We start from the raw sequence: 24,766 nt of genomic DNA on the forward strand, positions 1-24,766 counted from the left end.
CGCGCGGCGAGGCCCGGCTCGGGGATCGCCGGGCGCCGGCCCGTGCCGCCAGGCTCGGCGGCCGCGCCTTCATCGCCCGCGCGCCGGCTCGCGCTGCCGGGCCCGGCGACCGCTTCGGCGTCGTCCAGGAGCCGTTCGGTGCGGTCGAAGCGGCCTGCGGAGAACGCCATCTCGGCGGACTCGACGAGCCAGCGGCGGCGGCGCGCCGCGTCGCCCGTCCGCTCACCCGCGCGCTCCAGCGCAAGGGAAGCGGCGGCGTAGCCACCCCGCGCGCGGGCCCGGTCGGCGGCGCCCGCGAGCTCGTCGGCGACCGACTCGTCGACGCCGATGCTGGAGGCGGAGAGGTGCCACGCGCGGCGGTCGGCGTCTTCGGGCGCGGTCAAAGCGTCCGCCAAAGCGCGGTGCGCCCGCTGGCGCGCCTGGAAGCTCGCAGCCGCCAGCGCGGCCGAGCGCACGAGCGGGTGGCGGAACTCGACGCGCGCGGCGTCGAGCCGGATCAGGCCGGCGAGCTCCGCGGGCTCCAGCGTCGCGATCGGGGCGCCGAGCTCCGCGGCCGCCGCCGCGATCGCCGCCAGGTCGCCGGCGTCCGCCGTCGCGGCGACCAGCAGCGCGGTCCGGGACGCTTCGGGCAGCGCGCCGATGCGCTCGACGAACGAGCGCTCGACGCTCGACTGCGGGCTCGCCCCCTCGCGCTCACGCGCCGCGAGCTCCAGCAGCGCCAGTGGGTTGCCCTCCGCGCTCGCCATCACCGCGTCCGAGGCGGCGCCGAACGCGGCGATCAGCACCTCGCGCGCGCTGTCGGAACCGAGGCGCTCGACAACGAGCTCCGGCACGCCCGGCGCGAAGGAGGTCCTGGTGCCGAACAGCAGCGCCACGCCCTCCTGCCCGAGCCGGCGCGCGGCGAAGCCGAGCGCGGCCGCGGACTCGTGGTCGAACCATTGCGCGTCGTCGAGGATGCACAGCAGCGGGCGCTCCTCCGCCGCGTCGGCCAGCAGCTCGAGCACGGTGACGCCGATCGCGAAGCGATCCGCCGGCGCCGCACCCGCCGCGCCGAACGCCACCCGCACGGCGGGCGGGACGTCGGCGCCCAGCAGCGGGTGCAGGAGCTGGTGCAGCGCGGCATACGGGAGCTCGGCCTCGGACTCGACGCCGAGTACCTCAAGCACCGTGAAGTCCGACGCGCGCGAGGCGGCGTAGGCGAGCAGCGAGGTCTTGCCGATCCCCGGCTCGCCGACGACGGCCAGCGCGCTGCTCGCCCCGGTCCGGGCGCGGTCGAGCAGGGCGTCGATCGCCGCCCTCTCCGCGTCCCGGCCCGCAAGCATCGGGCGGATTATCCGCCGTCGGTCAGAGCGGCGCGCCCACGCCGAGCACGGCGGCGGCGCCGCCGTCGACGGTCATCAGCGATCCGGTCATGTACGCGGCGTCGTCGCTGGCGAGGAACGCGGTCACGCGCGCGACCTCCTCGACGCGGGCGAACGCACGCATCGGAATCTGGCGCTTCACGCCCTTGCCGCCCTCGCGGGCCAGCAGCCCGCCGACCAGCTCGGTCGGCGCGAAGCCGGGCAGCACCGCGTTGACGCGCACGCCGAAGCGGGCGAGCTCGATCGCCGAGCAGCGCGTGAACGCGTTGATCGCGCCCTTGGACGCGGCGTAGTTGGACTCACCCGTCCAGCCGCGCTCGCCCATCACGGAGGAGATGTTGACGATCGCCCCCGCGCGCTGGCCCATCAGATGCCCCATCGCCGCCTTGGTGCAGTTGAAGGTGCCGCCGAAGTTCACCCGCATGACGGCGAGCCAGTCCTCCGGGCCCATCGAGTACAGCAACCCGTCGCGCGCGATGCCGGCGTTGTTGACGAGGATGTGCAGGCCACCGAGCTCGGCGATCGTGCGCTCGACCAGCGCGTCGGCCTCGGCGGGCTCGGCCACGTCGGCGGCGAGCGCGACCGCCCGCCCGCCCGCGGCCTCGATCTCGGCGACCACCTCGGCCGCCTCCGCACTTCCGCTGCGGTAGTTGACGGCGACGGCGGCGCCGTCGGCCGCGAGGGCGAGGGCGATCGCGCGGCCGATGCCGCGCGAGCCTCCGGTCACGAGCGCGACACGGCCGGAAAGCCGCCCCGGCGCCTGGGGTAGTGCGGTCATCGGTAACTCCTGTTGGCAGTCGGTGGATCGAGGACGTCGGCGAGGTTCATCGCCATCAAGTGGCCGAGCACGGTGGCCGCGGCGGCGGGGCCGACCAGGGTCGAGACCCGCTCGAGCAGGGCGAGCTGGCGCGCGCGCACCGCCGTGCGCAGCAGCGGGTCGGTCGCGGCGGCCTGCAGGTGCAGCTGGACGCGGCGCTCGTCGGCGGTGAGCTCGTCGCCGTAGGCGCGCAGCAGCTCCCGCGGGTCGGCGTCATCGGCGCCCGCGGCCGTCTCCAGCACCCGCCGGACGCGGCGATCGACGGCGTCGTGACAGGCGAGCAGCAGCTCGCGCTTGGCGCCGAACAGGCGGTAGAGGTACGCCTCCGAGAGGCCCGCGCGCTCCGCGATCAGGCTCGTCGGCGCGGCGCAGCCGTGTTCGGCGAAGACGGCGATCGCCGCCGCGACGATCTCCGCCCGCCGCTGCGTGCCGGACCCGCGGGTGGCGGTCACGCCGCGGCCCGCTCGAGCGCCGCGGCGGTGTCGTAGGCGGCGCACGCCTCCATCCACGCGCGTGCGGCGGCGTCCTCGCGGTCGGCGGCCGCCACGTAGACGGCGAACGCCTCGCGCCGGCGGGCGGCCGGGGCCAGGGCCCAGTCGGCCAGCGCCTCGTCGGTCTCCTCGCGAGCACACACCCAGAGCGGGTAGAGGTCGGCGCACTCCATTGGGGTGCTGTGGTCGTTCATCGACGGTCACAGAGGGTTCGGCCACACCGTTGATACGCCCGTATCAGCGGGACGCTCTCGCCGATCTGCATGGGTCGTGCAGGCCTCCCACGTGCTTCCCCGCCCGTTCCTCCCGCCGATCTGGCGCGAACTGGCCGCGCTCGGGCGGCACCCGCTCCCCGCGCCCCCGCGGCGCGAGCGCGGTGTGCCCGTCGTGCTCGTGCCGGGGTTCCTGGCGGGCGCCGGCTCGCTGCACGTCGCGGGCGAGGCGCTGCGCGCCGCCGGGCACGACCCGCACCCGGCGGGCATCCGCTGGAACGTCTCCTGCTCGGAGACCGCGGTGCAGCGTCTCACCGAGACGGTCGAGCGGATCGCCGACCGCGACGGCCAACGGGTCGCCCTGATGGGCCACAGCCGCGGCGGGCTCTTCGCCCGCGTGCTCGCCCATCGCCGCCCCGAGCTGATCTCCTCGGTGACGACCCTGGGCTCACCGCACCGCGATCAGCTCGCGGTGCATCCGCTGATCTGGATGGTGGCCGCCACGCTGGCCACCGCCGGGCTCGCGCGCGTCCCGGGCGTGCTGCGCTGGTCGTGCTCCGGGACGGGCTGCTGCGAGCACTTCGTGCGCGACCTCGCCGCGCCGCTGCCGGAGGGCGTCGGCGTGCTGAGCGTCTACTCGCGCACCGACGGCGTCGTGGACTGGCGCGCGTGCGTCGATCCCGCCGGCCGGGCGCTCGAAGCGGCGACGTCACATTGCGGCATGGCGGCGCACGCACCCACCCTCTGGGCCGTCGCGGACGCGATCTCAGACTTCGCGGCGGGGTGAGGTCGCCAGCGCCGCGAGCTCGCGTTCGGTGCGCCGCACCAGCGGAGCCGCTCCGATGCGCCGGTGCTGCTCGAGCGCGTCGACGAGCCGCCGCTGGGCCTCGTCCCGCTCCCCCAGCGCGGCGGCGAGCAGGCCGAGGATCCGGTCCACCGCACCCCAGCAACCGGTGAAGCTGGACTGGACGAGCCGGCCCGAGTACGGCGCCAGGTGCTCGTAGAGGGTCGCGCAGGCCTCGGTGCGGCCCAGCCGGGCGGCCGCCTCGCCGAGCCACGCGTGCGCGGGCAGCCAGAGCAGGCCGGGCGGGACGTCGGCGAGCGCGGCGTCGAGCGCCTCGTTGGCCGCGGCGGTGTCACCGGCCTCGAGATACACGAGTGGCAGGACGGCGCTCCAAGCCAGCACCTCATTGCGCTGGGCGACCAGCCGTTCGACATCGCCCAGCAGGTCGGGGAGCTGGTCGCGGTCGCGCAGGATCGGCAGCAGCTGGCCGGTGAAGTGGGCGCGAGCGTCGGCCGCGCCGGCACGCTCGGCGAGGCGCAGGCCCTCGCGCGCCAGCCGCTCCGCCTCGTCGCTGCGCCCCGCCAGCTGCGCCCAGACGGCCCGCCAGGCGAGCGCGGCGTGGCGATACAGCGGCTGCTGCAGGTCACCCGCCAGCGCGGCGAGCTCCTCCTGGCGCACGCGGGCGGACTCCAGCTCGCCCGCCTCGACGAGGTCGTAGATCAGCCAGTGCCGCGCGAGCGCCGCGGTCTCGCCCTGCGAGGCGGCGTCGGCGAGCTCGACGGCCTCGCGTGCCAGCGCGAGCCGCTCGTCGAGGTGCTCGATGTGCAGCCGCGTGGCATGACGGCTGAGCAAGGCCGGGGCCAGCCGGCGGGGATCGCCCGTCGCGCGCGCCAGCCGCTCCGCCTCCGCGCCGACCTCTTCGCGCTGCTGCCCGTCGGGCAGCGACTCGGCGAGGCGGCCGAGGAGCCGCCCGCGGGTGTCGCCGCCGGTCGCGACGGCGAGCGCGCGGGCGAGCAGCGCGACGTACTCGACGTCGCCGCTCCCGGGTGCGTAGAAGCGACCGCCGGCGCCGAGCGCGGCGCGGACCAGCGTCCCGGCATCCCCCAGCCGCTCGCCGATCTCCGCGGCGGCATGGAACGCCTCGCGGGCACCCGGCTCGCCGCCTTGCCAGCGGACCGCGCCGATCGCGAGCCAGATCTCGGCGCGCAGGGCGTCGTCGGCGTCGGCCACGAGCTCAAGCGCCTCCAGCGCGCGCTCGAACTGGGCGGCGGCGTCCTCGTAGGCGTACGCGCGCGCCGCATCGGTGCCGGCGGCGACCGCGTAGCGGGCGGCGCGCTGGGCGCCGCCGTGGTGGCGAGCGGCGTAGAAGTGGTGCGCGAGCTCGCCGGCGCAGCCCGCGGTCCGCTCCAGCGCCATCCCGGCGCGCAGGTGCAGCAGGCCGCGCCGGGCGGCGGCGGGGCGGTCGTACAGCGCGTCGCGGACGAGGCCGTGGCAGAACACGAAGCGTCCCGGCCGCTCGTCGTGCTCGGCCACCAGGCCGGCGTCGATGGCCTCTTCGAGGCTGACGGCGACGTCCTCGTCGGTCCGCCCCGCGAGCAGCGCCAGCGGCGGGAGCTCGAACTCGGGCCCGAGCACGGCCGCGCAGGTGAGGACGTCGTACGTCGCGGCGTCCAGGCGCGCGAAGCGGTCCAGCAGCACTTCGCGCACGCCCTCGGGCACGCGCGCCCGCCGCGCCTCGCCGCGATCGCGCAGGATCTCGCCGATGAAGAACGGGTTGCCGGACGTGTACTCGTGCAGCCATGCGACGTCCGTGACGCCGGCACCTTGCGCGGCCACGAGCGCCGACACGGCGTCACGGTCGACGCCGCCGAGGGCGATGCGCTCGACGACCTGGTCGCGCCGCAGGTCGGCGACCACGCGCTGCAGCGGCGCGCCCGCCGCGAGCCCGGCGTCGCTGTAGGTCGCCAGGACCATGATCGGCGCCGCCTCGGCCTGGCGCACGATCCGGCGCAGGAGCAGCAGCGTCGGGGTGTCGGCGAGGTTCATGTCCTCGAGCACGAGGAGCAGCGGCCGCACCTGCGCGACGCGGTCGAGCAGCATCGCGGCGGCCTCGAACAACCGGTAGCGGCCTTCGTCGGTGGAGCGCGGCGCCGGCTCGGACGCGAGCTCGGGCAGCAGCGGGCGCAGCTCGTCCAGGTGGGGCGCCAGGCTTGCATCGAGCTGGAGCGGGTCGAGGTGGGCGGTGAGGTGGCGCAGCGTCTGCACGAACGGCTGGAACGGCACGACCGTGTCCTCGTCAGTGCGGCCGTGCAGGACGACGCCGCCGCCGGCGTGGACCTCGGCGGCGAAGCGGCCGGCGAGCCGCGTCTTGCCGATCCCCGGCTCCCCGGAGAGCAGCACCAGCGCGCCCTGGCTGCCGCGGATCTGGTCCCAGCGGTCGCGCAGGCGCCGCAGCTCGGCGGTCCGCCCGGCGAACGGGTTGCGGTCGGCGGAGGCGATCGCGGCGGGCAGCGGGACCTGGGGCACGTCCGGCTCGGCCACCGGCTCGGGCGCGGGCGCGGTCTGGCGCAGCAGCCGCGAGTGCAGCGCGGTCAGCGCCGGCGCGGGCGGCACGCACAGCTCGTCGCGCAGCATCACGCGCACGCGGTCGAAGATCAGCAGCGCCTCGGCGACGTTGCCTCCGAGCGCGAGCGCCTCCATCAGCAGGCCGTAGCCGGATTCGCGGTAGGGCTCGAGCTCGATCAGGCTGCCCGCCATCCGCTCGGCGGCGGCGACCTCGCCGACGGCCAGCGCCGAGCGCGTCGCGGTTTCGAGCAGGTCGAAGCGCAGCTGGCCCAGCTCGGAGCGCAGCTGCTCCACCCACTCGCCGGACATCTCGGGGAGCACCGGTTGCCCGGTCTCCTCGAGCGCCGCGCGCGCCCGCTCGAGCGCGACGTCGGGCGCGCCCGCCGCCAGCGCGGCCTCGGCGGCGGCGGCCGCCTCGCGCAGCTCGTCGACGTCGATCCACGTGTCCGGGGACAGCGTGAGCGTGAGGACGGACCGCCCGACGAGGGCGTCGCGCCCGAGCGCGCGCCGCACGCCGGTGAGGAGGCTGCTGAGCGAGGCCTGCGGAGCGCTCGGGGGCCGGTCCTCCCAGACGACGTCGATCAGCGCGTCGCGCCGGACCGGCTCGCCGCGGTTGGCCACGAGATAGGCGAGCAGCACCCGGCCCTGGAGGCCGCGGATCTCGTCGGCGACCTCGTGGCCGTCGACCTGCACGCTCAGGCCGCCGCAGAGCCTGATCCGCGTCGCGGCCGCGTGCGTTGCCTGCACGCCGGGTGACATCAGCGGCGCCAAGGTTTCCAAGCCACCTTCAAGCTTCGGTCAAGGATGTGCAAAGGCGCCTCGCAGAGGATCGTCCCATGTCCTCCCCGGCTCCTACCAACGCGGCGCTCGTCCAGGCCGCGCGGCAAAGCGATCCCAACGCGTGGAAGCATCTCGTCGAGCGCTACGACGGGATGATCCGCGACATCTGCCGCGCCTACCGGCTCGACCGCAGCGAGGTCGACGACCTGCGCCAGACCGTGTGGATGCGCGCCGTCGAGCACCTCGACCGGCTGCACGACCCGCAGCGGATCGGCTCCTGGCTCGCCCGCGTCGCGCGCAACGAGTGCCTGCGGATGCTCCAGCAGGCCGCCCGTGTGCAACCGCGCGACGGTGAGCTCTTCGAGAGCCTGCCCGACACCCGCGAGTCGCCGGACGAGCAGGCCCTCGCTTCCGAGCGGCGGCGGATCGTGCACAACGCCATCGTCACGCTCTCGCCGCGCGACCGCGCGCTGCTCGACATGCTCTACCACCAGAGCGAGCCGAGCTACACGGACATCGGCGAGGCCTTGAACATGCCGATCGGGTCGATCGGCCCGACGCGCGGCCGGGTGCTCGAACGCCTCCGGCGCTGCGACGGCGTCGTCGACTTCGTGGCCGCCGGCTGAGCCGGGGAAGCTCATGCGGCGAGCACCAACCGGCTCTCGTAGCCGACGTGCCGCTCGTGAGCTTCCGCGGTCTCCTCGTCGAAGCGGCGGTCCCAGCGCTCCGCCCGCTGCCACGCCTCGGTCCGCGCCTTGGCGACGACGAAGGTGGCCACCACGTCGTCGAAGCGGCCGAAGAGGCGGTCCAGCCAGCGGATGAGCCCGGACTCGAGCGTCGCGCGCACCTCGACCGCGACGTCCTGGAGGATCCTGTTGACCAGCTGGAAGTCGCGATACACCGGCGAGTCGTCCGCCGGAGCGCCACCGGCCTCGCGCCACGCCTGCAGCAGCGCCCACGGCAGGTCGTTGTTGATGTGGGCGTTCATGCCGGCGAGCGCGAACTGCACCGGCGCGACGTCCTTGCGGCGGCCTTCGGAGAACAGCGGCTCCCACGCCTTCGACACCCACGCCTTGGCCTCGTTGGCGGCGTACTCGCGCAGGTAGAACTCGGCGAACACGACCCCGAGGCGCTCGACGAACGCGGGGTCCTCGAAAGTCGCGAGGCGGCTGTTGACCGCCTGGGTCACGCGCAGGTACATGAAGTTGAAGCAGGCGACGCCGTCCGGCGCGCGCCGGACCCGCCGGCGGAGCGCGTTGCGGGCGGGATTCGCGTAGCCGTCACGCGCCCGCTCGATCTCGAGCAGGCTCGAGATCACGTCGGCGAACGTGCGGGTGCGTTCGAGGCCGTGGATCTGCCCGGCCAGGTCCTGCATCGAAGTGGGAGTGCGGGTGGAGGAGAGAGATGGGTCGACGAACATCTTCCTTCAGAGGCGGGGAGGGCCGGAGCTGATACAGATGTTTTCAGCTCGCCAACATTCGGTGGATGAAAGTCGTCAGGAGGGGGACGGCTCTCATAAAGTGCGGAAGGCCTGGATGGCGAGCGTGGCAAAGCGCCGGGAGGCCGCGAGACGGGCGTCCGGCGAGCCGGCGCGGATGCCGCGGTGGGCCATGATCATCAGGACGAGGTCGTTCAAGACGAAGTCGTGTCGCAGCTGACCGCCTGCCTTGGCGCGGCGGGCCAGCTCCGCCACCGAGCTCAGTGAGGCCCGGCGGTCGGCGACGAAATCCATCGCGTCCGGGAACGCCGCCATGAAGGCCGCGGTGAACTCGCGATTGTGCGCGTGCAGCTCGAAGACCTTCTCGATCACGAGGCAGAACCCGTGCCAGGGGTTCGGGTCGCGGATCCCCTCGTCGACGATCGCGCGGCAGGCCCGGGCCTCCCCCAGGTAGACCTCGTACGCCAGCGTCGCCTTGGCCGGGAAATGGCGATACACGGTCGCCGGACCGACTCCCGCCTGCCGTGCGATCTCGCGCATCGGCGCGTCGAGGCCATCGGCGGCGAACACCGCGCGAGCCGCGTCGAGGATGCGCTCTCGGTTGTCCTGAGCGTCCGACCGTGGGGTGCGAGGCAAACGGCCGGTCATCACTCTCACTTTAGTTGCGCGTCCGCCGTCGTCCGTCACCGTTTTCCGGCATGAAAGCGATTGCGATCAAGACGTTTGGAGGCCCCGACGGCCTCACGGCCATCGACCTCCCAGACCCGAGCCCGGCGAACGGGGAGGTGCTGATCGCCACGGAAGCGATCGGCGTCGGCGGTGTGGACGCCCTCATCCGCAGCGGCGTCCTGGGCGACTACGGCTTCAAGGAAGGTCACATCCTCGGCAGCGAGGTCGCGGGCACCGTGGCGGCGGTCGGCGACGGCGTCGATCCGGCGTGGATCGGCCGGCGCGTGTGGGCGTTCGTCGGCCTGCAGGGTGGCTACGCCGAGCAGGCGGTCGCACCCGCCGCCGCGCTCGTCCCGCTTCCCGGTGACTTGTCCGCCGCCGAGGCGGTGACGCTGGGCACTTCCGGCATCGTGGCCCACTTCGCTCTGCGCCACGCCCACTTCGCAGCGGGCGAGACGGTGCTCGTGCGCGGCGCGGCGGGCGGGATCGGGATCATGACCGTCCAGCTCGCGATTCGTGGCGGCGCCGGTGCCGTCGCGGTCACGACCTCCTCGGCGGAGCGTGGCGAGCGCTTGCGCGAGCTCGGTGCGACCCACATCCTGGACCGCGCCGGTCCCCCGGGAGAGCAGGATGCGCCGGCCGGCTTCGACGTCGTCGTCGACATCGTCGCCGGCCCAGCCCTGCCCTCGTTCCTCGCCAAGCTCAACGCGAACGGCCGTCTCGTCGCCGTCGGGCTCATGGGAGGCGCGCCGCCCGCCGACTTCGGCATGGGGTTGTTCGCGGCCTTCCAGCAGTCGCTCTCGTTCGCGACGTTCAGCGCGAACACTGTGCCCGAAGCCGACCGGCTCGCCGTGACCGCCGAGCTGTTCGCGGCCGCGGAGCGGGGGGAATTGGACGCGGTCGTGCACGAACTCCTGCCCCTGGAGGACGCCGTACTCGCCCACCGGAGGATGGAGGCGGGCGAGGTGTTCGGCCGGATCGTGCTCACCCCGCGGACGAGCAACGGGGCGTCACCGCACGTGGAATGGTGAGCGAGCGTCGACTTTCGTGAACAGAGCGCGAGAAACTCGACGTTCGCGTCGTCCGGCGCTCCGGCCTCGACATCGCCCTCTTTGAGCGCGACGGCCGCACCTGCGTCCTCGCCGGCCATGTCGAGCACACCCGCACTGACCATCTCGGTCATCGCCATCCTGATCATCGCCGCGATCGCGCTGCGCGAGTGCCGCCGCCAGCGGTGCCTCAGGCGGGCTAGCGGGACGAACGTCAACTGCTCGTTCGCTGGCTGGCCGTGGAGTGGCTGGGTGGCCGGGCTTCCCACCTCGCGCGGTGGTCGACAGAAAGGGCGTTCTCACGCACGCCGATCACCCGGATGCCGCGGTCTGCGAGGGGGTGGGGTCAAAAAACGTCCTGACAGGAAGCTTTTTGACCCCACCCCCATCAACGCGCCAACTCGACCAGTGCGACCCTGATCGAAGACGGCGACCTGACCGCCAAACGCGCACGGTCGACCACGGCGACGGAGAGATGGGCGCGAGGGACACACTTTCCTTCTCCGTAGCCCGTAACCGTCGGTATCCCGGCACGGCAATTCGACGCGACAGAGCCGAGCCGCGCGGCGGACGACGGCAGGCAGCAACGAAGGGCGCGCCATTCCCCCTCCCCACCCGGCGCAGTTGACTTTCAACCCAGCTAGGCGATCGCCGGGGTGCGCGCCGGGGCGAGCGCGAAGTCGTAGCTGACCGCGAACTCGCCGTCGCCGACCGGCTCGGGGTGCACGATCAATTCCGGCTTGACCGCACCGGCGACGTCGGTGTCGAGGTAGTCGCTGGAGTCGATGAACAGCTGCGTGACCAGCGGCTCGAAGCCCTCGGCGCTGACGATCAGGTGGATGTGCGCCGGGCGCCACGGGCTCCAGCCGGCGGCCGCGGTCATCCTGCCGGTCGGGCCGTCGAGCGGGATCGTGTACGGACCGGGGATGACGGTCACGTACTCGTAGCGCCCGTCGGTATCAGTGCGCACCTGGCCGCGGAGGTTGCCGTCGGGCGGCCCCGGCATGAACCCGGAGTAGCGGCCTTCGGCGTCCGCCTGCCAGATGTCGAGGTTGGCGTTCGCCAGCGGCCGGCCGTCGACGTCGGTCACGCGCCCCGTCACGCGGGTGCGGTCGCCGGACTCGTCCGGGCGGTGCGGCAGCTCGAACGGCGCGTCCAGCAGCGGCGCGTCCGGCAGGTGGAACGGGCCGAGGATCGTGCCCTGCGAGCCGCTGCGGTTGCTGAAGGCCTGCTCCTCGACCACGTGCTCGACGAAGACGTCGCCGAACAGCGGCCACTCGCCCGCGGCGCCGACGTCGATGAACCACTGCTTCGCGGCCTGGTACTCCTCGTAGGTGACGTTGTTCTCGACGATCGCCTCGTGGACGCGGCGCAGGATGTCCGAGATCAGTTGGTTGGCACGTTCAGACATCGCTCTCTCCTCGGTCGATGGCATTCGGATGGCGCGCCAGCGGTGTGACGCGGATGTCCAGGTACGGGAACAGCGGCAGGCCGGAGAGCAGCTCGTGCAGCTCGTCGATCGAGCCGACGTCGAGCACGCTCACGTTCGCGTAGCGCCCGGCCACCCGCCACAGGTGCGGCCAGCGCCCGTCGCGCTGCGCCGCCTGCGAGTACTCGCGCTCGCGCGCCTTGAGCTCGTCCGCGTGCTCGGCCGGCATGTCGGGCGGCAGGCGGACCTCCATCTCGGCCAGGAACAGCATCAGGCGTCCAGCCGGTAGCGCCGCAGGCGGTCCTCGTCGACCTCGAGCCCGAGACCGGACGCCGCCGGCGCCGCGGCACGGCCGTCGCGGATCACCGGCCCCGCGACGACGAGGTCGTCGGCGAGGTCGAGGAAGTTCGTGAGCTCAGCAGGCCGGCCGGCGGTGGAGGCGAACGCCGCGGCGAAGGTGACCGTCGCCAGCGCGCCGATCGCGCCCTCGTACTGGCTTCCCACGACCACCGGGACGTTGCGGGCCAGGCAGAGGCCGAGGATCCGGCGCGACTCGGTGAACCCGGTGCGCGCCGTCTTGACGCTCACGACGCGAACCGCGCCCTCTTCGAGCGCGCGATCCACGTGCGCGAGGCTGATGCAGCTCTCGTCGCCGGCCAGCGGAACCGGCCAGCGGTCGGCGAGGCGCAGCCGGCCGGCGCGATCCTCGATCGAGATCGGCTCCTCGATCGCGCGCACGCCGAGCTCGACGAGCGCGTCGCCGGCGCGCACCGCGTCGGCATAGCTCCAGCCGCGGTTGGCGTCGACGTAGAGATCGGCGTCCGGGAGCGCGTCGCGGATCGCCCGCACGGCCGCGACGTCCAGTGCCGGGGCGCGCCCGACCTTGACCTTGAAGGTGACCACACCGAGCCGCTCACCCACCTCGATCGCCTCCTCGGCCATCGCCGCGGGCGCGTCGAGCGAGACCATGTGCGCGGCGGCGACGTCGTCCGCGAAGCCGCCCAGCAACGTGTGGCATGGCGTCGCCAGGATCTGCCCGGCGAGATCCCAGACCGCGAGATCGACCGCGCCGCGCGCGACGTAGTTGCCCGCAACCCGCGAGCAGCGCTCGGCGACGAGCTCGGTCCGCAGCGGGTCGACACCGGCCAGCGCCCCATTGAGCGGACCGGAGACCGCGGCGACGATCGACGTCTGCGTCTCGCCGTACGTGTACGGGCGCGGCTGCGCCTCGGCCTGGCCGACGAGCCCGGCATCGGTGTGCACGCGCACGAGCACGTTGTCGGCGGTGGTCACGCTGCCCGACGCGAACCGCGGCGCACGCCGGTAGGGCAGCGCGTACGGGATCGCCTCGACGCCGGTGATCCGCACCGTGCCCGCGAGCGTCTCGGTCGCCAAGTGCATGACCACACGCTAGGTCCCGGAGATGCCATCGGCAACACCAATCGCGTGTCGATTGCATACGTTCTCGATATAAATCGCGGCATGGAGCTGCGACACCTTCGCTACTTCGTCGCGGTCGCCGAGGAGCGGCACTTCGGCCGCGCCGCGGCGCGGCTGCACATCGCGCAGCCGCCGCTGTCGCAGCAGATCCGCCGCTTCGAGGCCGAGCTCGGCGAGCCGCTGCTGTACCGGACGACCCGCAGCGTCGAGCTCTCCCCCGCCGGCGCGGTGATGCTCGAGCGCGGCCGCGAGATCCTCGCCGCCGTCGACTCCGCGCTCGAGGACGCCCGGCGCGCGGCGCGCGGCGAATACGGCCGCCTCGCGATCGGCTTCACCGGCTCCTCGACCTATGCCCTTCTCCCCGCCCTCGCCGCCGCGCTGCGCGAGGAGCTGCCCGGCGTGATGCTCGACCTGCGCGGCGAGTTGCTGACGCCGGCGCAGGTCGCGCAGCTGCTGGACGGCACGCTCGATCTCGGGCTGCTGCGCCCCCCGGTTCACGTGCGGGAGCTGTGCACGGAGGTGCTCCTCTCCGAGCCGCTGCTCGCCGTCCTCCCCAACACCCACCGGCTCGCCACCGCGTCCGCGGTCCCGCTCGAAGCGCTCAAGGACGAGCCGTTCGTCACGTATCCGTCGCACTTCCGGTCGGTCGTGCACGACGCCGTCGAGGACGCGTGCGCCGCCCACGGCTTCAAGCCTGTCGCCGCCCACGAGGTCGCCGAGACCGCGACCCTGGTCAGCTTCGTCGCCGCCGGGCTCGGCGTCTCGCTCGTCCCCGCGTCCGTGAGCAACATGACCGTGCAGGGCGCGATCTACCGCCCGCTCGCGCACGACTCGACGTTCGTCGAGCTCGCCGCGGCCTGGAGACGGGACGATCAGCGCCCGGTGCTCAACAACGCCCTCGACGTGATCCGCCGCGCCATCGCCCGGCACGCCCCGTGATCCGAACGCCGCAGGCGAAGACGCTCGGCGTCCTCGCCGTGGTCTGCCTCGTCGTCGCGTTCTCGTTCAGCTCCACGCTGGTCAAGCGCGCCGAGACCGCCGGCGTCCTCGTGGCCTTCTGGCGCATGCTGATCGTCAGCCTGGCCTGGAACGTGGTGCTGTGGAGCTCCGGCCGGCGAGTCACGACGGCCGACGTGCGCGCCGTGTGGATCCCCGGCGTCTTCTTCGGGCTCAACTTGGCGGTCTTCTTCACGGGCGCGACCCACAACAGCGTCGCGAACGCGGCGCTGATCGGGTCGTGCGCACCGCTGCTGATCGTGCCGGCGGGCGCCTGGCTGTTCCGCGAGCACATCGACCCGCGCGCGCTGCTGTGCGCGGCGATCGCGTTCGGCGGGCTCGCGCTCGTGCTGCTCAACGCGCCGCCAGGCGGTGACGCGACGCTGCTCGGCAACGTCTTCGGCGTGCTGGCAATGCTGCTCCAGGTGAGCTACGTCGTCTCCACGAAGCACTTCCGCCGCGACATGGACGTGACGACGTTCATGGCGACGATCTGCCCGATCGCGACGGTCGCGGTGTTCCCGATCGCCATCGCCCACGGCGGCGTGTTCGGGATGAGCGCCACCGGCTGGAAGTACACGCTCATCTTGAGCTTCACGAGCGGCATCACCGCTCAGGGCCTGCTCGTGTACGCGCAGAAGACGATCCAGATCGGGACGATCGGGATCGCGCAGGTGGCGCAACCGGCATTGGCGGTGGTGTGGTCCTATCTCCTGCTGAGCGAGGTGATCAACGGCCGCCAAGCGCTCGGGATCGCCATCGTCACGGCGGGACTGCTCGCGTTCACGCTGCTCAACCAGCCCGGCGATCGACGCGATCGCGCTCGCTGATGAAGTGCGAGGCGACCTCCATCCGCCGGTCGGCCTCGGCGAACCGGCCGAGCGCGTCGAGCGCGAAGACCTCGACCGGCGCGTCGTCGCCGCCCAGGAACGCGCCCAACCGCGCCTTCGCCCCGGATACCCCCTCGGCGGCGTCCAGTGCCGCCAGCAGGCAGTCGCCTAGCGCCTGCTGCTCGCCGCCGCCGGCGTCGCGATGGAAGGCGGCCGCCGCCTCCAGGGCCGTTCGCGCCTCGGCCGTCCGTCCGAGACCGCGCAGGATGCGGCCGAGGTGGACGCGGCCGAGCGCGGCGAGACGCACGTCGCCCGTGGCCAGTGCCTTGGCGATCCCGAGCTCGAGCGTCGCCGCTCCGGCGGCATCGTCGCCGGCCTGGGCCTGAGCACGCCCCAGGCTGGTGAGCTGGTAGGCCTCGGTCTGCAGGAACCCCAGCCGGCCCGAGATCTCGGCGGCGCGGCCGATGTGGTGGACGGCGTCGTCGAAGCGGCGCTCGACGCGGGCGAGCTCACCGCGCATGGCGTCGCGGCGCACGTGCAGCCAGGGATCGTCCACCCGGTCGACCCAGTGCTCGACCTCGTCGCGGGCGTCGCGGGCGCGCTCGACGTCGCCCGCCGAGATGGCGGCACGCGCCGCGAAGAGCGCGTTGGCCGCCTGGTCCCAGGGGTCGTCGGCCAGCGCACGCGCCCGCGCGGTGAGCGCGAGTGCGTGCTCCCACTCGCCGTGATGCGAGACGACGTAGGCGAGGTAGTAGGCGCAACGAGGGTCGCCGGGGGCGAGAGCGGCGGCGTCGGCCACGTGCCGGCGCGCCGGTTCCAAGTCGCCGGAGGAGGCTTCGATCCAGGCGGCCAGCAGCAGCGCGGTGGCGCGGTCCTCCGCCGGGGCGCCGTCGCCCGCGGCGGCCAGCGCGCCGAGCAGCCGCTGGGCGCCGCGCGCGTCGCCGAGCACGATCCAGGCCCAGCCGAAGCCGTTGGCGATCACCAGCCCGCGCCGCGGGTCGTGCTCCGCACACCAGGCGAGCGCCGCGTCGAGGTTGGCGCGCTCGGCCCGCGCGAACGCCAGGTGCTGCGCCTGCCGCGCACTCCGCACCCCCTCGGTGGACCCCGCCGCGCGCGCCGCGTACCACGCGGCGTGCGCGTCGTGGCCGCGGCCGCTCAATCCCGCTGCGTCGAGCGCGTCGAGCGCGAAGGCCCGGATGCTGTCGAGCAGCCGGTAGCGCGGCGGCTCGTCGACGATCACGAGTGAGCGGCTCGCGAGCCGCGCGACGACGTCGATCGCCGCCGTCGCCGGCACGTCGAGCGCGCCGAGCACCGACTCGGCGGCGGGCAGCGACGCGCCGCCGGCGAATGTCGCGAGCGCCCACAGGCCGCGCTGGTCGTCCGGGAACAGGAGGTCGTAGCTCCAGCCGATCGTGGCCTTCAGCGCCCGGCGCCGCTCCGGCTTGTGACTGGCCGGGTCGGTCAGCACGGTGAAGCGGTCGTCGAGGCGGCGCGCGATGTCCGCGACCGGCAGCGTGCGCGTGCGCGCGGCGGCGAGCTCGATGGCCAGCGGCAGCCCGTCGAGCGACCGGCACAACGCGGACACCTCGTCCGGCGCCCCCGGGCGCGGGGCACGCTGGGTGAAGAGCGCGACGGCGTCCTCGAGCGCGAGCGGCGCGAGCTCGAGGACGATCTCGCCGTCGAGCTCGAGCGGCACCTGGCTGGTGCAGAGGATGCGCAGGCTCCAAGCCGCGTCGAGCATGTCCCGGACCAGCGCCGCGGCGTGCTCGACGACGTGCTCGCAGTTGTCGAGGATCACGACCGCGGAAGCGGAGCGCAGGCGCTCGAGCAGCGCCGGCTCGCCGCCGGTCACCCCCAGTGCCGCGAGCACGGCGTCGAAGACGTCGTCGGCGGTCCGCGCGGCCTCGAGGCGGACCAGCCACGCCGTGTCGTCGAGTGCCTGCCCCGCGGCGATCGCGAGCGCGGTCTTGCCGACCCCGCCCGGCCCGACCAGCTCGACGAGCCGGTGCTGTCCGAGCAGCGCGACGACGGCTTGCAACTCGGCCTCACGGCCGACGAGCGACGCCGTCAGCGACGGGAGGTTCCCGCGCCCGGCGCGCAGCCGGGCGTCCTGGAGCAGGACCCGCCGCTCGAGCTCCTTCAGCTGCGGACCGGGCTCCAGGCCGAGGTCGTCGTGCAGCCGGGAGCGGGCGCGCTGATAGGCCGCGAGCGCATCGGCCTGCCGGCGCGCGCGGTAGAGCGCCGTGATCAGCAACTCCCAAAGGCCTTCGTGGTACGGGAAGGCGGCCACCGCCTCCTCGAGCTCGACGATCACGTCCTCGCCCAGCCGGAGCCGGGTCGCGAAGCGCCGTTCGACGGCCTTCACCCGCGTCTCTTCGAGCTGGGTGCGGTGGGCGGCCGCCCAGTCGCCGGCCGCGGGGATCAGCTCGCCGCGCACGCGCTCCAGCGGCGCGTCCTCCTCGTCGCGCAGGGCGCGCAGCGCGTCGACGGCCTCCGGTGCGACGGCCAGCCGGTACCCCGCCTCGCCGCTCTCGATGACATCGGGCAGCGCGGACCGCAGCCTCGCCACCTTCTGCTGCAGCGTGTTGCGGGTGGTCGGCGCGCCGGCCCACAGGTCGTCGATCAGCCGGTGCGCCGGGATGAACGTCCCCGCCTCGAGCGCGAGGCGTACGAGCAACTCGGCCGTCTTGCCGCCGGGCACCGCGACCGGCTCGCCATCGCGGCGGACCTCGAGCGGGCCGAGCAGCGAGATGTCGTAGCGCACCGCGCGAGTGTAAGAGCGCTGTCAGCGGCGCTCTAGACGCTGCGTGAATGGACCATCTGCTCAGCCGGCTCGTCGTCGGCGACGACGCGGCGGTGGCGGCGATCCTGCGGGCGTCGCGCAGCAGCGACGACCCGCTCGTCCTCGTCGCGGCGGCGCTGTTCGCCCCCGACGCCGACGCGCTCCTGGCCCGCGCCGAGGGCGTCGCGGCGACGACGCGCGACCGCCAGCTCGTGGCCATCGCCGCCGCGCACCGGCGCGGCGAGCGCGACCTCGTCGACGCCCTTGCGCGGGATCACCTCATCGACCACCCCGACAACGTCCTCGTGGCGTACATCGCCTCGAGAAAGGAGGGGGCATGAGCCCCAAAGTGACCGGATCGCTCCTGATCGCCGCCGCCGTGCTGGCCAACCTGGCCTTCACCGCACTCGGCTCGCTCTTCAACTACCCGGACGTGCTCGACGAGCCCGCCGGCGAAGTCCTGCGGTCATTCCGCGCGCACGAGGGCGCCGTGAGCGCCTGGTTCTCGGTCCTCGCGCTGTCCGCCGCGCTGTTCGCCCCGATCGCGATCGGCGTGCGGCGGCTGTCGGCCGCGCCCGCGATGCGCATCGCCGTCTGGGTCGGGATCGCCGCCGCGGTCGTGCAGGTCATCGGCCTGCTGCGGTGGCCGATCCTCGTCCCCGGCTACGCCGCCGACGGGAACGCCGACGCGTTCCGGACCGCGAGTGACATCCTCGGGACCGCGATCGGGGAGACGCTCGGCTATGCGCTCACCGCCGCGTGGACGCTGCTGGTGCTCCGCGCGCTCGGGCGGGCCTTCGCCGGGACCTGGTTCGTCGCGCTGGGCACCGTCGCCGCCGGGCTCGTCGCCGTCGGCGTCATCTCCCCGCTGGACCTTCCGGTCGTCGACGATGCGAACTTCATCGGCTACGTGCTCTGGAGCCTGTGGCTGATCGCCTTCGGCGTGGTCCTGCTGGTGCGCGGACGGCGGGCGGTGGCGGCGCCATGAGCCGCTGGGTCGCGCTCGGCGTGCTGTGCGTCAGCCTGCTCGCCATCGTCATCGACAACACGATCGTCAACGTCGCGCTGCCGACGCTGGCGCGCGAGCTCGACGCGGACCTGAGCGAGCTGCAGTGGGTCGTCGACGCCTACACGCTCGCGTTCGCGGGCCTGTTGCTGCTGGCCGGGACGCTCGGCGACCGGTTCGGCCGGCGCCGCACGCTGCTCGCCGGGCTGGCCGTCTTCGGCGCCTCGTCGGCCGCCGCCGCCTTCGCCGGCGGCGTCGACGCCCTGATCGCCGGCCGGGCGGTCATGGGCGCCGGGGCCGCGTTCATCATGCCCGCGACGCTCTCGCTGCTGATCACGGTGTTCACGGACGCGCGCGAGCGGGCGCTGGCGGTCGGCCTCTGGGCGGCGACGGCGGGCCTCGGCGTCGCCATCGGGCCGGTGGCCGGCGGCTGGCTGCTCGAGCACTTCGCGTGGGGGTCGATCTTCCTGGTCAACGTGCCGTTGTGCGTGATCGCGATCGTCGTCGGCCTTCGGGTCGTGCCCGAGTCCCGCGATCCGGCGGCGCCGCGCATCGACTGGCTCGGCGCGGCGCTCTCGGGCGTCGGGCTGGTCGCGCTCGTGTGGGCGATCATCGAGGCCCCGGGGAAGGGCTGGACCTCCGGCCCGGTGCTCGCCGCGGGCGCGCTCGCCGCGATCGTCCTGACCGCCTTCGTGGTCCAGCAGCGGCGTGCGGCCGCGCCGCTGCTCGACCTGCGCCTGTTCCGCGACCCACGCTTCACCGCGGCGAGCGGGACGATCACGATCCTCTTCTTCGCGCTGTTCGGGTTCCTGTTCCTCTCGACCCAGTACCTGCAGTTCGTGCTCGGGTTCTCCCCGACAGCGGCGGGCGTGCGCCTGCTCCCCTACGCCGGGGCGATGATCGTCTTCGCGATCCTGTCGGCCAAGCTCGTCGCGGCGTTCGGGACCAAGCGGGTCGTCACGACCGGCTTGGCGCTGTTCGCGACCGGCCTGGCGGTCGGCGCGACGATCGCGTCCGACGGTGGCTACGCACGGCTCGCCCTCGCCTTCGTGCTGATGGGCGCGGGGATGGGCCTGGCGGGCGCGCCGGCGACCGAGGCGATCATGACGTCGCTCCCGCCCGAGCGGGCGAACATCGGCTCGGCCGTCAACGACACGAGCCGCGAGCTCGGCGGCGCGCTGGGCGTCGCCGTCGTCGGCAGCATCATGTCGTCGCTGTACTCGGGCGCGCTGCCCGCCGGAGCGCCCGCCGCCGCACGCGACTCGCTCGGCGCCGCCGTGGCAAGCGGCCCGGCCGTCGCCGAGGCGGCGCGCGAGGCGTTCGTGGACGCGCTGTCGACGGCGTCGATCGTCGTCGCGGCGGCCGTCGCGCTGGGCGCGCTGCTCGCCTGGCGGTACCTCCCGGCTCATCGCCGACCTCACCCCAGCGGCAGTGTCCAGACGTCCGCGATCGACGGGTCGTAGAACGCGGGGTCGTCCTGGTTCTCGAACCGGATGCGCACGCGGTCGTCCGTGGCCCGCGCCGCCGGGACGACGAACTCGTAGGTCTCCGTGCCGCCGCTGCCGCGGGAGAACGTGCGCAGCAGCACCTCCTGACCGTCGACATAGACCTTGTAGCGCTTGGTCTGGGCGCGGTCGTAGGTCTCGACGACCCGCAGCACGAACGCGCTGTCCTTCACCACGCTCACGTCGAACTCGAACCACGAGAACGGCGTCAGGTGCCCCGCGTAGCGGCGGGTGAGGCCCGCCTCGGTGTTGGTGCCCGACGATGCAGCGGCGGTCAGGCCATGCACCTGCTCGGAGGCGCTATTGCCGAGGTCGACGCGGTCGTAGGGGTTGGCCGGCAGCGGGCCGATCTCGACCCGCAACGCCGCGGACCCGCCGGCGAGCACCGCTCCCCCGCCGCCCGTGACCGTGACCGTGACCGTCACGTCCTGAATGGACTGGTCGGCGTTGCGCGGGACGACCACGGTGGCGGTCACGTCGAGCTCGCCGCCCGCCGGGATGGTGACCGGCTGGGCCGCCGGCGCCTCCCAGCCGCTCGGGACGCCGATGCGCGCCTCACCGGTCGCCGCGCTGCGCCCGGCGTTTCGCAGCGTCGCGATGACCGTGACGGTCTGCCCCGGCCGGGCCGGCGACGGCGTCACCCGCACGTCCGCGACCGTGATCGCCGAGACGATCTCGACGGTCAGCGGCGCCTCGACGGCGACCTCGACGCGCTCGAACTCGTACCGGACCCGCGCGTGGGCGTCGACCGTGCCCGGTGGTTGCGCCTCCGGGACGCTGAGCGTGAACCGCCCGACCCCGGTCGCCCGCGTCCGCAGCGTGTTCGCGACCCGCGCCTCGGCGGGGTTCACCCGCCACGCGGCGCCGAGCCCCGTCAGCGTCGCCCGCACGTCGTCGAGGGTCGCTCGCGCCCCGTTGGCGATGGTGACGCGCGCGGTCGCGGGGTCTCCCGGCCGCGCCGGGGAGGGATCGATCGCCGCCTCCAGGCGCAGCTCGAGGTAGTCGGAGATCGCCGCGCCGAGCGCCTCGCGCACCGCGGCGGACCCCGCGGAGAGCGCGGGCCGCGGCGTGTGGCGCAGGTCGGCGTCGAACTCGTCGAGCGCGCGCACGGCCCGCGCGAGCGCTTGCGCGGCGTCGGTGATGTCGCCCGAGCGCAGGCGCTTGAGCGCCTTCAGGCCGCGATCGGATGCCTCGTCGAGCGAGTCCAACAGCTCGCGCGCGTCCTTCGGGCGCAGGTCGGTGGTGCGCACCGCCGCGGCCAAGGCGTCGATGCGCTCGAGCGCGCGGCCCGCCAGCGCCATCCGCTCGTCGGCGACGAACGTGTAACGGCCGGAGCCGACGGTCACGAGCACGGTGTCGCCACCGTCGCGGACCGCGTGCACGCCGTCCGCCTCGCCCACGGGGTCGCCGCCTTCGGTGACGGCGTACGGGTTCTCGGCCGGCACGTGCACGGTCGCGGTCGCCCCCACCGGCACGTCGACGCGCAGCTCCAGCGTCCGGCCGCGGTTGCGCCAGTCGCTCGTCACCGGCCCATACGGCGTCTGCGTCGTCGCGCGCGCCCACTCAAGCTCGCCCGTGACCGCCGGGGCGATCGTGAGCTCGCGGTAGCCCGCCGTCTGCGAGGCCTGGATGCCCGCCACGTGGTGGAAGTACCAGTCGTCGACGGTGCCGAGGAAGTAGTGGCCGCGCGAGCGCGCCTCGAGCGCCCAGTGCTCCCACATCGACGTCGCGCCGTTTTCGAGCATGTAGCCCCAGCTCGGGTACGCCGTCTGGGTCGCGAGCCGCTGCGCGAGGTCCGCGTGGCCGTGTTCGGTGAGCACGGGCAGCAGGTATTTCGTGCCGAGCACGCCGGTGTTGAGCGTGTCGCCGCGGCCGTGGACGTCGGCGGCGATGCTGTCGACGACCCGCTGCTCGATCTCGGCGTCGGGCGCCAGCCCGAAGGCCACGGCCAGCACGTTGTGCGTCTGCCGGTAGCCGCGGTCACCGGACCCGCGGTAGAAGCCCTGCGCGCGGTCCAGGAAGCGCTCGTTGAACGCGGTCTTGACCGTCGCCGCGCGGGCGCCGAGTTGCGCCGCGTCGGCCGTGCGGCCCAGCAGCCTGGCGCTGCGCTCGACGCTGCGCAGCATCGTGTACAGGTAGGCCGTGGCCGAGACGCGCAGGTCCTCGGGCGCGTTGCCGCCCGCCGGGCTCGCCTCCGGGCTGACCCAGTCGCCGAGGCGCGCGTTATTGACGATCCCGCCCGCGCTCGTGTCGAACTCCAGGTCGACATAGCGCTTCATCCCGTCATAGAGCTCGGTCCGCACGCGGCGGTCGCCGCCGTACTGGTCCAGCCATTCGGGGATCAGCACGTAGGCCGAGTGCCACGGCGGCGCGATGCCCCACACGCCCCAGTCGCCGGAGCTCGGCGCGATCACCAGCGGCCGGCCGTTGGGCTCACGGGTCTCGTGCACGTCGCGCATCCACTTCGCGAACAGCTCGTGGGCGTCGAAGTTGAGCATGAACATCTCCGCCCCGAGCGCGGCGTCGCCGGTCCAGCCGTTCTTCTCGAACATCGGCGTGTCGGTGGGGATGCCGTGCAGGTTGTTGAGCAGCGTGTCGACGACCGCGCGGTGCGTGCGGTTCATCAGGTCGCTCGCGCTCTCGAACGTGCCCGTCGTCGGCACGTCCGTATGGACGGCCTGCGCGGTGAACGCGCTCAGCGGCGGCGGCGCGTCGCCGGGCCAGCCCGTGACCTCGATGTACTGGAAGCCCTTGTAGGAGAACCGCGCGTGCCAGCGCTCCGCCGCGCCGGTCCCGGCGAGGATGAAGCGGTCCGTCTGGAACCCGGACTGAAAGCCGCCGTTGTTGGAGAAGTCCGGCCGCCCGTTGGCGAGCAGCTTCTCGCCGTACTGGGCGCGGATGGTCGTGCCCGCCGGCCCGCTCGCCGCGAGCTCGACCCAGCCCGCGAGCACGCGCGGGAACTTGACGACGTAGACGTCCGGCGCGGGCTCGGTGATCGCGACCGCCGGCAGTGACTCCGTGACGCGGATCGGCTGCTGGCGTTGGTTGACGAGCACGCCCTTGGGCCCGGCGACCTCGCTGGCCGGTGCCCACGCGCGGTCGTCGAAGCCGGTCCGGTCGAAGCCGTCGACGGCCAGGCGCGCGTCGTAGGTCTCGCCCCCGTAGAGGTCGTCGAACACGGTCGGCCCGTCGGCGATCCGCCAGCCGTCGTCGGTGACCACATCCTGCACGCGGCCGTCCTCGTACTCGATCCGCAGCCGCGCGCGCACGACCGGCTCGTCGTGCCACGGCGGAGACTCCCAGCGCCACACGTTGCCGCCCGTCATCCCGTAGAAGCCGCGGCCGAGCTGGATGCCCAGCGCGTTGGCGCCGGGCCTGAGCCGGTCGGTGAGGTCGGCGGTCGTGTACTGGACCGTGTCGTCGTAGTCGGTGAAGCCCGGCGAGAGCACGTCCTTGCTCGCCGGCGCGCCGTTGAGCGAGAAGTCCGCGTAGCCGCCGGCGGCGTAGAACAGCGTCGCGTTGCGCACGCGCCCGCCGACCGTGAACTCGCGCCGCAGCAGGGGCGCGGGGCGGGCCTCGTCGCGCGGAGCGCGCACGTTGCGACCCCAGGGCCCGCTGCCGTAGGCCGCCTGCACGAACGCGGTGCCCCAGCTCGTGTCGTCGAAGTCAGGTCCGAAAAAGTCCTCCGGGAACGTCTTGGCCGCCTTCCAGGCCGCGCCGGTCGCGACCGTCTCCTCCGAGCCGTCCGTGTAGCGGACGCGGAGGTTGGCGATCAGCCCGGCCGGGGAGCCGGGCCCGTTCGTCGTGCGCACCGCGATGACGTTGCGGGCCCGGTCCAGCGCCGTCTCGAAGCGGCGCGACTGCTGCCACTCGTTCTCCGCGCCGGCCGTGCTGCCGAGCAGGCGCCCGTTGACCCAGAGCCGGTAGGAGTCGTCGGCGGTGATGACGATCTCCGCGCTCGCGGCGGTCTTGCCCGCGGGCGCGGTGAGCGTGTGCCGGAACGCGCGCGGCTCAGCCGGGGCGACCGGGGTGGTCGCCTCCGGCGTCCAGATCCACGAGGCGCCGTCGACGGTGAGCTGCGCACCGCCGCGCGGCCGGCGCGCGTTGCCGATCCAGGCGCTGCCGGCCCAGTCCGCCTCGGCATAGAGACCGGTGCGGAAGCGCGACTGCGCGGAGCCGTCACCGCGGTTGGTCTGGACGTCGACGCGCCACTCGTAGCGGGTCGCCGCGGCGAGCCGCGGGCCGGTGTACTCGACGTCCACCGACTCGCGCGTGCGGACGAGGCCGCTGTCCCACACGGTCTTTCCGGCGGTGCTGACGCGCAGGCGATACGCCCGCTGCTCGACGTCGCGCTCCCGGGACTCGTTCACCCACGAGAAGCGTGGGCGGTCGAGATCGATCCCGACCGGTTCGACCTTGCGCTCGACGCGGAGGTCGTCCACCCCGACGCGCTCATCCGCGCGTGCGGACGCCGCGCTCGACAGCGTCGTCGCGACAACGGCGACGACCAACAGCAACCGTCGGATGGTTCCCGACATGTGCACTCTCTCCCCCTGCGACCGCCACATTCACCACAAACGACCAGTACCGGTCACAAGGTACCAGTCCTCTC

At 73.8% G+C, this 24,766-nt stretch carries 20 protein-coding genes; 8 read left to right on the forward strand and 12 right to left on the reverse strand.

Translation table 11 applies throughout. The features are described from left to right. From OM076_RS27330 to OM076_RS27345, 4 genes are all read right to left on the reverse strand, one after another. On the reverse strand, positions 1 to 1,322 hold a 1,322-nt coding region (locus OM076_RS27330), incomplete at its 3' end, for an AAA family ATPase (protein ID WP_270043284.1). A 22-nt stretch (positions 1,323 to 1,344) separates the two neighbouring features. Then, positions 1,345 to 2,139 carry an SDR family NAD(P)-dependent oxidoreductase gene (locus OM076_RS27335; RefSeq protein WP_270043285.1) on the reverse strand — a complete coding sequence of 265 codons (795 nt, stop codon included), beginning with the start codon at positions 2,137 to 2,139 and terminating at the stop codon, positions 1,345 to 1,347. Next, positions 2,136 to 2,630 (reverse strand): TetR/AcrR family transcriptional regulator, encoded by a 495-nt coding sequence (locus tag OM076_RS27340; protein WP_270043286.1) that lies wholly within the window; start codon positions 2,628 to 2,630, stop codon positions 2,136 to 2,138. The genes OM076_RS27335 and OM076_RS27340 overlap by 4 nt, the downstream gene beginning before the upstream one ends. Next, positions 2,627 to 2,863, reverse strand: a complete 237-nt coding sequence (locus OM076_RS27345; protein WP_270043287.1) for a hypothetical protein — start codon at positions 2,861 to 2,863, stop codon at positions 2,627 to 2,629. Before OM076_RS27345 ends, OM076_RS27340 begins: the two co-directional genes overlap by 4 nt. 76 nt (positions 2,864 to 2,939) lie before the next feature. Between OM076_RS27345 and OM076_RS27350 the strand changes: the two genes are divergently transcribed. Then, positions 2,940 to 3,668 carry an esterase/lipase family protein gene (locus tag OM076_RS27350; protein ID WP_270043288.1) on the forward strand — a complete coding sequence of 243 codons (729 nt, stop codon included), beginning with the start codon at positions 2,940 to 2,942 and terminating at the stop codon, positions 3,666 to 3,668. Here OM076_RS27350 and OM076_RS27355 read toward each other — a convergent pair. Next, a complete protein-coding gene (locus OM076_RS27355; protein ID WP_270043289.1) occupies positions 3,648 to 7,010 on the reverse strand; it encodes an ATP-binding protein in 3,363 nt (1,120 codons plus the stop codon). The genes OM076_RS27350 and OM076_RS27355 overlap by 21 nt on opposite strands. Before the next feature lie 56 nt (positions 7,011 to 7,066). On the opposite strand from OM076_RS27355, the gene OM076_RS27360 reads away from it, so the two are divergent. Beyond that, the gene (locus tag OM076_RS27360) at positions 7,067 to 7,636 is read left to right on the forward strand and encodes an RNA polymerase sigma factor (RefSeq protein WP_270043290.1); all 570 of its coding nucleotides are present in this window, start codon (positions 7,067 to 7,069) and stop codon (positions 7,634 to 7,636) included. 11 nt (positions 7,637 to 7,647) lie between these two features. Here OM076_RS27360 and OM076_RS27365 read toward each other — a convergent pair whose 3' ends face one another. Both OM076_RS27365 and OM076_RS27370 read right to left on the reverse strand, forming a co-directional pair. Then, entirely contained in the window at positions 7,648 to 8,385 is a 738-nt protein-coding gene (locus tag OM076_RS27365) for a DUF5995 family protein (RefSeq protein WP_270043292.1), read from the reverse strand. A gap of 138 nt (positions 8,386 to 8,523) precedes the next feature. Then, positions 8,524 to 9,096: a TetR/AcrR family transcriptional regulator gene (locus tag OM076_RS27370; protein ID WP_272598489.1), complete on the reverse strand. Its 573-nt coding sequence runs from the start codon at positions 9,094 to 9,096 to the stop codon at positions 8,524 to 8,526. Positions 9,097 to 9,146: 50 nt separating this feature from the next. On the opposite strand from OM076_RS27370, the gene OM076_RS27375 reads away from it, so the two are divergent. Continuing rightward, positions 9,147 to 10,148 (forward strand): zinc-binding dehydrogenase, encoded by a 1,002-nt coding sequence (locus OM076_RS27375; protein WP_270043294.1) that lies wholly within the window; start codon positions 9,147 to 9,149, stop codon positions 10,146 to 10,148. Positions 10,149 to 10,806: 658 nt separating this feature from the next. Here OM076_RS27375 and OM076_RS27380 read toward each other — a convergent pair. Genes OM076_RS27380 through OM076_RS27390 form a run of 3 tightly spaced genes read right to left on the reverse strand, consistent with a single transcriptional unit; the run spans position 10,807 to position 12,996 of the window. Then, positions 10,807 to 11,577, reverse strand: coding sequence for a dioxygenase family protein (locus OM076_RS27380; RefSeq protein ID WP_270043295.1), 771 nt, complete (start codon positions 11,575 to 11,577; stop codon positions 10,807 to 10,809). Further along, positions 11,570 to 11,866 (reverse strand): muconolactone Delta-isomerase, encoded by a 297-nt coding sequence (catC, locus tag OM076_RS27385; RefSeq protein WP_270043296.1) that lies wholly within the window; start codon positions 11,864 to 11,866, stop codon positions 11,570 to 11,572. The genes OM076_RS27380 and catC overlap by 8 nt, the downstream gene beginning before the upstream one ends. After that, positions 11,866 to 12,996 (reverse strand): mandelate racemase/muconate lactonizing enzyme family protein, encoded by a 1,131-nt coding sequence (locus OM076_RS27390; protein WP_270043297.1) that lies wholly within the window; start codon positions 12,994 to 12,996, stop codon positions 11,866 to 11,868. Before OM076_RS27390 ends, catC begins: the two co-directional genes overlap by 1 nt. A gap of 81 nt (positions 12,997 to 13,077) precedes the next feature. Between OM076_RS27390 and OM076_RS27395 the strand changes: the two genes are divergently transcribed. Further along, positions 13,078 to 13,974, forward strand: a complete 897-nt coding sequence (locus tag OM076_RS27395) for a LysR substrate-binding domain-containing protein (protein ID WP_270043298.1) — start codon at positions 13,078 to 13,080, stop codon at positions 13,972 to 13,974. After that, positions 13,971 to 14,861, forward strand: coding sequence for a DMT family transporter (locus OM076_RS27400; RefSeq protein ID WP_270043299.1), 891 nt, complete (start codon positions 13,971 to 13,973; stop codon positions 14,859 to 14,861). The genes OM076_RS27395 and OM076_RS27400 overlap by 4 nt, the downstream gene beginning before the upstream one ends. Here OM076_RS27400 and OM076_RS27405 read toward each other — a convergent pair. Further along, complete coding sequence (locus OM076_RS27405; RefSeq protein ID WP_270043300.1) at positions 14,824 to 17,625, reverse strand: ATP-binding protein; 2,802 nt, start codon at positions 17,623 to 17,625, stop codon at positions 14,824 to 14,826. The two genes, OM076_RS27400 and OM076_RS27405, sit on opposite strands and share 38 nt — an antisense overlap. Before the next feature lie 47 nt (positions 17,626 to 17,672). On the opposite strand from OM076_RS27405, the gene OM076_RS27410 reads away from it, so the two are divergent. From OM076_RS27410 to OM076_RS27420, 3 genes are read left to right on the forward strand one after another with little or no spacing between them, the layout of a single operon-like run. Further along, a complete protein-coding gene (locus tag OM076_RS27410) occupies positions 17,673 to 17,984 on the forward strand; it encodes a hypothetical protein (protein ID WP_270043301.1) in 312 nt (103 codons plus the stop codon). Then, on the forward strand, positions 17,981 to 18,631 hold the full coding sequence (locus OM076_RS27415; protein WP_270043302.1) for a DUF4386 family protein: 651 nt from the start codon (positions 17,981 to 17,983) through the stop codon (positions 18,629 to 18,631). The genes OM076_RS27410 and OM076_RS27415 overlap by 4 nt, the downstream gene beginning before the upstream one ends. Then, a complete protein-coding gene (locus tag OM076_RS27420; protein WP_270043303.1) occupies positions 18,628 to 20,112 on the forward strand; it encodes an MFS transporter in 1,485 nt (494 codons plus the stop codon). The genes OM076_RS27415 and OM076_RS27420 overlap by 4 nt, the downstream gene beginning before the upstream one ends. On the opposite strand, the gene OM076_RS27425 is transcribed toward OM076_RS27420, so the two are convergent. Then, entirely contained in the window at positions 20,067 to 24,671 is a 4,605-nt protein-coding gene (locus OM076_RS27425) for a family 78 glycoside hydrolase catalytic domain (RefSeq protein WP_270043304.1), read from the reverse strand. The genes OM076_RS27420 and OM076_RS27425 overlap by 46 nt on opposite strands. Between the last annotated feature and the right edge of the window lie 95 nt (positions 24,672 to 24,766).

The sequence above is a fragment of the Solirubrobacter ginsenosidimutans genome (assembly GCF_027587205.1).

Coding starts and splice junctions, on each gene's coding strand:
- OM076_RS27335 (WP_270043285.1), bottom strand. CDS start 2,139: ATGACCGCACTACCCCAGGCGCCGGGGCGGCTTTCCGGCCGTGTCGCG.
- OM076_RS27345 (WP_270043287.1), bottom strand. CDS start 2,863: ATGAACGACCACAGCACCCCAATGGAGTGCGCCGACCTCTACCCGCTC.
- OM076_RS27360 (WP_270043290.1), top strand. CDS start 7,067: ATGTCCTCCCCGGCTCCTACCAACGCGGCGCTCGTCCAGGCCGCGCGG.
- OM076_RS27365 (WP_270043292.1), bottom strand. CDS start 8,385: ATGCAGGACCTGGCCGGGCAGATCCACGGCCTCGAACGCACCCGCACG.
- OM076_RS27370 (WP_272598489.1), bottom strand. CDS start 9,096: ATGACCGGCCGTTTGCCTCGCACCCCACGGTCGGACGCTCAGGACAAC.
- OM076_RS27375 (WP_270043294.1), top strand. CDS start 9,147: ATGAAAGCGATTGCGATCAAGACGTTTGGAGGCCCCGACGGCCTCACG.
- OM076_RS27380 (WP_270043295.1), bottom strand. CDS start 11,577: ATGTCTGAACGTGCCAACCAACTGATCTCGGACATCCTGCGCCGCGTC.
- catC (WP_270043296.1), bottom strand. CDS start 11,866: ATGCTGTTCCTGGCCGAGATGGAGGTCCGCCTGCCGCCCGACATGCCG.
- OM076_RS27390 (WP_270043297.1), bottom strand. CDS start 12,996: ATGCACTTGGCGACCGAGACGCTCGCGGGCACGGTGCGGATCACCGGC.
- OM076_RS27395 (WP_270043298.1), top strand. CDS start 13,078: ATGGAGCTGCGACACCTTCGCTACTTCGTCGCGGTCGCCGAGGAGCGG.
- OM076_RS27410 (WP_270043301.1), top strand. CDS start 17,673: ATGGACCATCTGCTCAGCCGGCTCGTCGTCGGCGACGACGCGGCGGTG.
- OM076_RS27415 (WP_270043302.1), top strand. CDS start 17,981: ATGAGCCCCAAAGTGACCGGATCGCTCCTGATCGCCGCCGCCGTGCTG.
- OM076_RS27420 (WP_270043303.1), top strand. CDS start 18,628: ATGAGCCGCTGGGTCGCGCTCGGCGTGCTGTGCGTCAGCCTGCTCGCC.